Origin of the sequence: Nonlabens dokdonensis, assembly GCF_002162835.1 — a bacterium.
GTDB classification, from domain to species: Bacteria; Bacteroidota; Bacteroidia; order Flavobacteriales; family Flavobacteriaceae; genus Nonlabens; species Nonlabens dokdonensis_B.
Genome location: NZ_MAAX01000010.1, coordinates 1 through 8323, shown reverse-complemented (window position 1 = coordinate 8323; position 8323 = coordinate 1). Strand labels below are relative to the sequence as shown.

At 32.2% G+C, this 8323-nt stretch carries 7 protein-coding genes and 1 pseudogene; 6 read left to right on the top strand and 2 right to left on the bottom strand.

Annotation, left to right across the window (positions count from 1 at the left end):
* Together A9Q93_RS00450 and A9Q93_RS00445 are read right to left on the bottom strand one after the other, a co-directional pair.
* Nucleotides 1-393, bottom strand: a 393-nt coding sequence (locus A9Q93_RS00450) for a glycosyltransferase (RefSeq protein ID WP_303685398.1), incomplete at its 3' end; no start/stop codon positions are given.
* Between the two features lie 2 nt (nucleotides 394-395).
* On the bottom strand, nucleotides 396-1460 hold the full coding sequence (locus A9Q93_RS00445) for a glycosyltransferase family 4 protein (protein WP_303685397.1): 1065 nt from the start codon (nucleotides 1458-1460) through the stop codon (nucleotides 396-398).
* Nucleotides 1461-1547: 87 nt separating this feature from the next.
* On the opposite strand from A9Q93_RS00445, the gene A9Q93_RS00440 reads away from it, so the two are divergent.
* The 6 genes and pseudogenes from A9Q93_RS00440 to A9Q93_RS00415 form a co-directional block, all read left to right on the top strand.
* The gene (locus tag A9Q93_RS00440; RefSeq protein ID WP_369674678.1) at nucleotides 1548-2195 is read left to right on the top strand and encodes an L-threonylcarbamoyladenylate synthase; all 648 of its coding nucleotides are present in this window, start codon (nucleotides 1548-1550) and stop codon (nucleotides 2193-2195) included.
* 2 nt (nucleotides 2196-2197) lie between these two features.
* Complete coding sequence (locus A9Q93_RS00435; protein WP_303685395.1) at nucleotides 2198-3625, top strand: CCA tRNA nucleotidyltransferase; 1428 nt, start codon at nucleotides 2198-2200, stop codon at nucleotides 3623-3625.
* A gap of 69 nt (nucleotides 3626-3694) precedes the next feature.
* Nucleotides 3695-4114, top strand: a complete 420-nt coding sequence (locus A9Q93_RS00430; RefSeq protein ID WP_303685394.1) for a hypothetical protein — start codon at nucleotides 3695-3697, stop codon at nucleotides 4112-4114.
* Nucleotides 4115-4251: 137 nt separating this feature from the next.
* Complete coding sequence (locus A9Q93_RS00425; protein ID WP_303685393.1) at nucleotides 4252-7173, top strand: histidine kinase; 2922 nt, start codon at nucleotides 4252-4254, stop codon at nucleotides 7171-7173.
* Nucleotides 7170-7922 carry a LytTR family DNA-binding domain-containing protein gene (locus A9Q93_RS00420; protein ID WP_303685392.1) on the top strand — a complete coding sequence of 251 codons (753 nt, stop codon included), beginning with the start codon at nucleotides 7170-7172 and terminating at the stop codon, nucleotides 7920-7922. Before A9Q93_RS00425 ends, A9Q93_RS00420 begins: the two co-directional genes overlap by 4 nt.
* 210 nt (nucleotides 7923-8132) lie before the next feature.
* Nucleotides 8133-8323 (top strand): annotated as a pseudogene (locus A9Q93_RS00415) (hypothetical protein); the annotation flags it as partial.

The window sequence follows — 8323 nt, the reverse complement described above, 5'->3', positions numbered from 1 at the left end:
ATCTTTATTTTCATCTAGCATTTGTGGACTGCAAATACCTATTCTATCATTGTTCTCCATAAAATTGAACAAGTCTAATAAGGTGTGATCCTGAACAAATAAAATGTCGTTGTTTATAAAAGCATAATATTTACAAGGCTGCGCTTTTTGAACTCCTAACATATTACCACCACCAAAACCGGTATTGATCCTACTCCTGTGAATGTTCACAAAATCGGGCGCTTGGTCTACAAACTCTTTTAGATTGATGTAGTCTTCATATTTAGAAGCATTATCTAATACTACAATTTCATAATTCACGTCATCTTGAGTAAAATCCATGACAGACTGTATTGCTTCTCTAGTAAGTTGAGAAGTGTTGTAGTTAATTATTATACAGCTTACATCTATCATTTTTAATCTTTTAAAATGTCTTTCCAGTTTTTTGCAACCTCATTAATCTCATAGTTTGCAGCCTTTTTGATGGCATTTTTCATCAACTCTTGAGATGGTTTGTGATTTAAAAAGGTAGAAAGGTTATTTATAAATTGCTCTTCTTGAAACAAAAAACCATCATGTTGATCGCTTATTATTTCTTTAGGTCCTATGTGAGCGGTTGCAATAGGAATACATCCGGCAGCCATGGCTTCTATAATTACCATTCCAAAAAGCTCCTGCCATTTTGCCGTCTTCTTAGAATTTAATACCAAATAGTCTGTCGTATTAAAGAGATGGTTCAAGACTGATCTATTATGTGTGGCAGGCAAATAATTTATATGATCATATTTATCCACAAAACTTTTCACTTCATTCTCTAACTTGCCATTTCCTATAATCGTAAAAGTCACTTCATTTTTTCCTTTAAAAAACTCTAGAAGCTCCATAACTCCTTTTTGCTCTACTAATCTACCTACATAGCAAAAGCTAATACCTTCTACAGGAATGGAATCGTTAACTTTAAAAAAATTAATTTTATGAAAAGCATGTCCTACTACAGCAGGTTCTCGTTTTAAGTTGTAATTAGACTTCAGACTTTCTTTGGCTGTTTCAGTGACCGCAAATACTAGTTTTACTTGTTCTTCTAAGAATGCTTTCCATTCCTTTTTAACTTTATGGTTGACACCTTTTTTCTTAGGAAAGTGCGTGCCATCCCAGATAGGCCATGAAGTATGATAATAAATTTGATGACCACGTAGCATGTTGCGCAGTCTAAGCAAGGTTTTATCATAAGGAGCGATACCTAAGACAATTTTCTCATTAGATGTGAATAACAATTGGAGCAAAGTAAAAAGGTTTTTCCATTGCTTTATAAATAGACGGAAGTCTAACTTAATTATAGATTTGAACATTCTACTTAAAACAGAAAATTCTCTATAGATAATGGTATAACCTTCATTATGTGCTAGTAACTCCAAAGCCTTATAATGAGAATTTGCGCCAGACTTGTGAAGGACTAAAATATTGTTTTTAAGCTTTGCCATGGAAGATGCAAAGCTATCATATTCTTATCACTTTATTATATTAGGATTATGTGTCAGTTATCGTAATAAAAAGTAATTTTGCAAACCATGGGAAGAAGTGAAAGAAGTAGAAATAGAAGAGATCAAGTAAGAGGCCGCAAACCTAGTAAAGATAAGCAAGTAAAAATAGAATTACCACGTGAGGCTATCAATCTAGCGGTAACCGCATTGAAAAAAGGTGATACAATCCTTTATCCTACTGATACGGTTTACGGTCTAGGATGTGATGCATCAAATTATGAAGCTGTTCAAAAAATATATGACATTAAAGGTGCCGATAAAAAAAAGTCTTTGATCGTTCTTGTCGATAGTTTCCAGATGCTGGAATATATTGTAGAAGATGTTCCAGAAATGGCTTGGGAAGTTCTTAAAGTGAATAAAAAACCACTCACCATTATCTATGATAGACCTAAAAATGTCGCAGAAAACGTCATCGCTGAAGACGATTCTATTGCCGTAAGAGTCACTAATGATCCTCTTTGTAGATCTATCATTAAAAAGCTCCGTAAGCCTATAGTTTCTACAAGTGCAAACTTTCATGGTGAGGAAACACCAATTCATTTTGCTGATATAAGTGAGGAATTACAATCAAAAGTAGATCATGTTATGGATCTTCCCTTAGTTCACAAAAACATCAAACCTTCTTCCATTATGAAAATTTCCAATAATGGAATTATAAAAATCATACGAGAGTAAGCATGGATCAAAAAACACATTATCCTGAAGCGATTCAAGAAAACGTTTTTAGAACCTTGAGTCAGGCTGCAGAAGAGCTAGAATTGCCAGCTTATGTAATAGGCGGCTTTGTAAGAGACTTCTTTTTAAAAAGAGGCCAGAAAAAAGACATTGACGTTGTTGCAGTAGGAAGTGGTATATCGCTTGCGCGAAAAGTAGAAGAATTACTACCACATAGTACAAAAGTTTCTGTATTCAAGAATTTTGGTACGGCAATGGTAAAGACTGATGATCTAGAACTAGAATTTGTAGGAGCAAGAAAAGAAAGCTACGATCGCGGCAGTAGAAAACCTTTTGTAGAAGATGGTACCCTGGAAGACGATCAAAACAGAAGAGATTTCACGATCAATGCCATGGCATTTTCTCTTAATAAAAATAGTTTTGGCGCACTACTCGACCCTTTTAACGGTATGGAAGACCTGCGTAATAAAATCATACGCACACCGCTAGATCCAGATGTTACCTTTAGTGACGATCCGTTGAGAATGTTACGTGCCATAAGATTTGCAGCGCAGCTTAATTTTAGAATTGAAACAGAATCATTTCAAAGTATTAAACGTAATGCGCACCGTTTAAGGATTATTTCTAATGAACGTATCGTTACAGAACTTCATAAAATCATGATGTGCGACGAGCCGTCATTTGGTTTTTTATTACTTGAAAAAACCGGTTTATTGAAATTAATCTTACCAGAGCTTATTGCATTAAAAGGAATAGAAGAAGTAGAAGGTCAAAAACACAAAGATAATTTTTACCACACTCTAGAAGTTGTAGATAACATATCGCGTAATACAGAAGATTTATGGCTGCGATGGGCAGCACTTCTTCATGATATAGGTAAAGCGCCTACAAAGCGTTTCAGTAAAAAAGTAGGCTGGACATTTCATGGTCACGAGTTCAAAGGAGCAAAAATGGTTTACCATTTGTTTAAAAGACTCAAAATGCCTTTAAATGATAAGATGAAGTTTGTTCAATTAATGGTGCGCATGTCTTCAAGACCTATTGCCGTTATAGATGAGAGCGCAACTGATAGTGCTGTAAGGAGACTAGTACACGACGCTGGTGAACATATAGAAGATTTAATGACCTTATGCGAGGCAGATATTACTACTAAAAATCCTCGTAGGTTCAAGCAATATCATAATAACTTTCAGAAAGTAAGAGATAAAATCGTTGAAGTAGAAGAACGTGATCACGTGCGCAATTTTCAGCCGCCAGTTACTGGAGAAGAGATTATGAAAGCCTTTAATTTAAAGCCATGTCGTGAAATAGGACAAATTAAAACTGCCATTAAAGACTCTATTCTAGACGGTGTAATTCCTAATGAACATGATGCAGCTTATGAATTCATGATCAACAAAGGGAAAAGCTTAGGGTTAACACCTCAATAAAAATGAAGTTTTCAGTTTTATAAACAATTTAAATTCATACCTTTAAGTGGATTTTTTAAAGGTATGAATTTGAAAAAAGTATATGTACTTATTTTTATTGCTTTGGTAGGCATTAAAGGCATTAGTCAGAATAATGCAACCACTTTACCTTTTACAAATGAGACATCTTGTGAAATCAATTTTGAGCCCACAACAACAGTTGCAGATTTAGAGTTGTTTGCAAAATGTTTTGTGTATAAATCTCCAGAAGTAGCAGCACAATCTACTATAAAAAGTGACCAGATCAACTTCAATAAGTTGCCGCTATTAATAACAAATGGAGAGTTTCCTACTGTTCAAAACTCCTTCAGACAGCCATTAATTTTATTTGGTGAATACGAGCCAGAATTTATTAATACCAGAACAAATAATCTTGCGTTTTTTGAAGCAAATCGCAATAGCGTTATAAGTGCAGGTTACGTTATTTACCCTAGTATTCCTAAACTTTAACACTTCTCTTAATCTAATTTTCTCGCTTTCGCGAAAGCGAAACATTAATAAATAAAACACCATTCAGCAACGCTCGTTGTAATTGAGCAACTAACTAAAAATACAAATCTCAAAAACTGTATTTTTAACAATTAGATATGCATTCCATTATTTATAAAATTCAAGTTTTTTTCTTAATTCTGATAGGTACAGGATTAAATATTAATGCTCAAGAACCGGTTAAATTAACTATAAATGAAAATAATGGTCTTCCCGATAATGAAGTATACAATATTGTGGAAGACAACCAAGGTTTTATATGGATTGCTTGCAACAATGGTTTAATACGTTATGATGGAAGCAATTATAAATCTTACACTCATCCAGAAAAAAGAGGTCTATCAGTCTTTGAACCCTTTGTAGATCATTTAGATCGTGTTTGGTGCATCAATTTGGCTGGTCAACTATTTTATGTAGATAATGAAGATCACTTGCAACTCTTTATGGATTTAAGTACTGAGTTGAAAGGTTCATTGCCTTCTTTTCAAGTAACAGAAAAATACGTAATAGTAAGTACTTATTTTAAACAGCTTAGTATCAACTTAGAGACAAAAGAAATCTCCACTTTTCTATTAGAAAAAAATGAAGGTAACTTTTTCAATTTGGGAAATGCAGGAAAAAAAATACTAACCAGTCATTCTAATAAGCTTTATAATTTTAGGGATGGCAAGAAAGTGAAGATAGATAGTATACCTTTTAAACCATTTCAACTTAAAGATAGACCTAACGTAGGTGAAATAATTCCATTAGCACAAGACGATTATTTGTTCATTCACAAACAAGCTGAAACAGTGCGCTCTTTTAGATTCAAGACAGGTAAATGGTTTAAAGTAGAAGCTCCTCTTGAACTAATTGAATTCAAAGGATTTTTAAAAGTGTCTTATTTAAATGACTATTTGTGGTTTACTACTGAAAACGGTGTAATCCAATTAAGGCTTGAAAACAACAAGTTACATATTGAAAATCATTTTTTAAAAGGTTTTTTTACTACCAAAATTATTCTAGACCGCGATAACAATTACTGGATATCTACTCTAAAAAACGGTCTTGTAATCTTACCCAATATTTATATTAAAAATTATGATATAGAAAACAAATATGTAGCATCTCTAGAAAAAGTAAATAGCAATTCATATTGTGTAGGCTATGAAAATGGTACAGTTGAGTATATTGATGTAAAAAAATCTCTTAGGAAAGTCTTACCTATAAAAAGTGGTACGAGTGTAACAACTATGCACTACGATAAACATAGAAATGTTTTATTCATTTTTCAAAAATTAAAAACTTATTTATATCATTTTGAGACTAATAAAGTTATAGAAATTGAAAAATTTGCAAATACAAAATCTTTTAAACTTATCGACGACTTTAATTTAATAACAGGAAGTTCAGGATCAGGATTAATAAAAAGATTTAGCTCAGATTTTAAAAAATCTGAAACCATCTATGAGCAAAATACCAGAATATTATCATGTTTTTATGATAGCATACATCAAATAAGCTATTTTGGATTTATAGATGGATTAATAGCAAGAGATAAAGATGGAATCATATCGCAAATAAAAACAATAGATAACGAGCTTATTCTAGCAAATAATTTCACACAAGATTCTCAAGGAATCGTATGGGCTAGCACCGCCAGTCAGGGCGTTTATGGTATCAATAAATTTAAAATTGAAAAGCATTTAAATACAGACCTTTTAAGTAGTAATAATATAAATGCTATAAGCCATGCAAATTCACAATTATGGATCGTAACACAAGAAGCTATTCATCAAATTAACGTTATAACAAATGAACTGCTTACATTAACTCGTAAAGATGGTATTCCTTTTACCACGGCAAGAGATATTATTGTTTTAGATAATAAAGTTATTGTAGGTGGAATAAATGGACTCTTTGAAATAGATAAAAACAGTTCCTTTAAACCATTAAACATAACAAATTTCTACTTCAGTAAATTATTAGTAGATAATAAACCGCATGCACTTAAAGGTAAAATCAAAGTTCGTGAAGACGAATCCAGTATGAGTTTATTCTTCAACGCTACTGGACTAAGAGGTTTATCTAATGGTAAATTTTATTACAGAACTAAAAATGGCGCCCCTTGGATTCCCGTTGCTCAAGGTAGCAACGTTTTACAATTTTCTGGATTTACCGCTGGAGATTATCAAATCCAATTAAAAGCAGCAAATGCAGAAAATTATAAAAGCATAACACTTAACGTTTATCAATCCTATTATAAAACATGGTGGTTCTTACTATTATTATGCATTGCTATTACTGGACCTATAATTTGGTATTACAAAAGGAAATTACGCTTTCGCGAAAGCGAGAAAAACAAACAATTGAAACAGCTAGCTCTAGATAACGAACTCATCACTCTACGATTAGAAAATTTACGATCGCAGATGAATCCACATTTTATTTTCAATGCACTTAATTCAATTCAAGAATATATAATAAATAATGAACGTAATCTGGCGAGCTCCTACTTAGTAAAATTCTCAAGATTGATACGTATGTATTTAGAACATTCTAGAGAAAATGAAATCAGCTTATCTGAAGAAATTCAAGCTATGAAACTTTATCTAGAGTTAGAAAAAGTACGATTTGAAGAAAAACTAGAGTACGTTCTAGATATCGATGCTTCATTAAATCAGGATGTCATTAAGATACCACCATTATTTATTCAACCCTATGTAGAAAATTCATTGAAGCACGGTTTATTACATAAAAAAAAGAATCGCCATCTACTCGTTAAATTTGAACATAGTCCAGTAGATAATAATCTAATAATTAGCATTAAGGATAATGGAATAGGTCGCAAACAAGCTCAACAAATCAAATCCCAGCGCGTAGATCATTATAAGAGTTTTGCTACTTATGCAAATAATGAGCGTGTGCAATTACTCAATAATAAAAGAGAAACTAAAATTACAGTAGTAGTTAATGATTTAATGAAAGATCATATCGCAACTGGTACGCTTGTCGTTATTACTATACCACAAATACTATGAAAGCAATTATAATAGATGATGAGCCTAAAGCTCGTAAACTTTTAGAAACCCTATTAAAAGAGCATTGTCCTGAAATCACTAGCTTTTCTCATGCTGAAGAATTAGAAATAGGCGTGGAAATCATTAAAGAAAAAAAGATCGATCTAGTATTCTTAGACATAGAAATGCCTAAATACTCTGGCCTACAAATATTAGACTTCTTTGAAAATCAAATTATTGATTTTCAAATAATATTCACTACTGCTTATAATCAGTATGCAATTGATGCTTTTAAATTAAGTGCTGTTGATTATTTATTAAAGCCGGTAGACTATATGGAATTAAAGCTTGCAGTTCAAAAAGCAGTTTCATTAAAAGAACAAAATGCTATAACCACAAACTTAAAAGAGCTCAAAGAATCCTTTAAAAAATTATCTAATACAAAAATTGCGCTCGATGTACCGCGAGGCATCATATTTATTAATCATGAAGAAATTTTATACCTAGAGGCTGATGGGATGTACACTACCTTCTATCTAAAAAATGGGAATAAGGAGTTAATATGCAAACCTTTAAAACATTTTGTAGACCAGTTAAAAGGAAGTGCTATATTTTATAAACCTCATCGCTCCTACCTCATTAATATTCAATCCATCAAAGAATTTAATAAGAAAGAAGGCGGGCACTTATTAATGGATAATAATAAGTTAGTCCCAATTTCTAGAGATAAAAGAGAAGAATTTTTTAGTATGATTAAAGAGTTGTTTTAATGATTACAAGATAAAACTTAAAAACAGCTCTATATACTATATATCGTATTGAAGGATTTGACGAGATCTTATAAAAAACAGTTATTAATTAATAACTGTTTTTTATGTGCTACAATTCAGCAATTTAAACTGCTATTCAGAAAGCATTTGATGATACGAGGCTAGATTTAGACACTTTTGTGATTGAAAATCAACTTAAACATTCAAATCATGAAAAAATCATTACTCATTATCTCATTCCTCCTAAGCTTGAGCATGAGTGCTCAAATTTTTGTAAATGCTAGCGCGACTGGAGCAAACGACGGATCAAGCTGGACCGACGCATATACTGATCTTCAAACTGCTCTCGCAAACGACACAAACGGTGATAATATATGGATAGCTGCTGGAACATATACTCC

Excerpts from the sequence above, each read along its gene's own strand:
- A9Q93_RS00445 (WP_303685397.1), bottom strand. The coding sequence starts at position 1,460 with ATGGCAAAGCTTAAAAACAATATTTTAGTCCTTCACAAGTCTGGCGCA.
- A9Q93_RS00440 (WP_369674678.1), top strand. The coding sequence starts at position 1,548 with ATGGGAAGAAGTGAAAGAAGTAGAAATAGAAGAGATCAAGTAAGAGGC.
- A9Q93_RS00435 (WP_303685395.1), top strand. The coding sequence starts at position 2,198 with ATGGATCAAAAAACACATTATCCTGAAGCGATTCAAGAAAACGTTTTT.
- A9Q93_RS00425 (WP_303685393.1), top strand. The coding sequence starts at position 4,252 with ATGCATTCCATTATTTATAAAATTCAAGTTTTTTTCTTAATTCTGATA.
- A9Q93_RS00420 (WP_303685392.1), top strand. The coding sequence starts at position 7,170 with ATGAAAGCAATTATAATAGATGATGAGCCTAAAGCTCGTAAACTTTTA.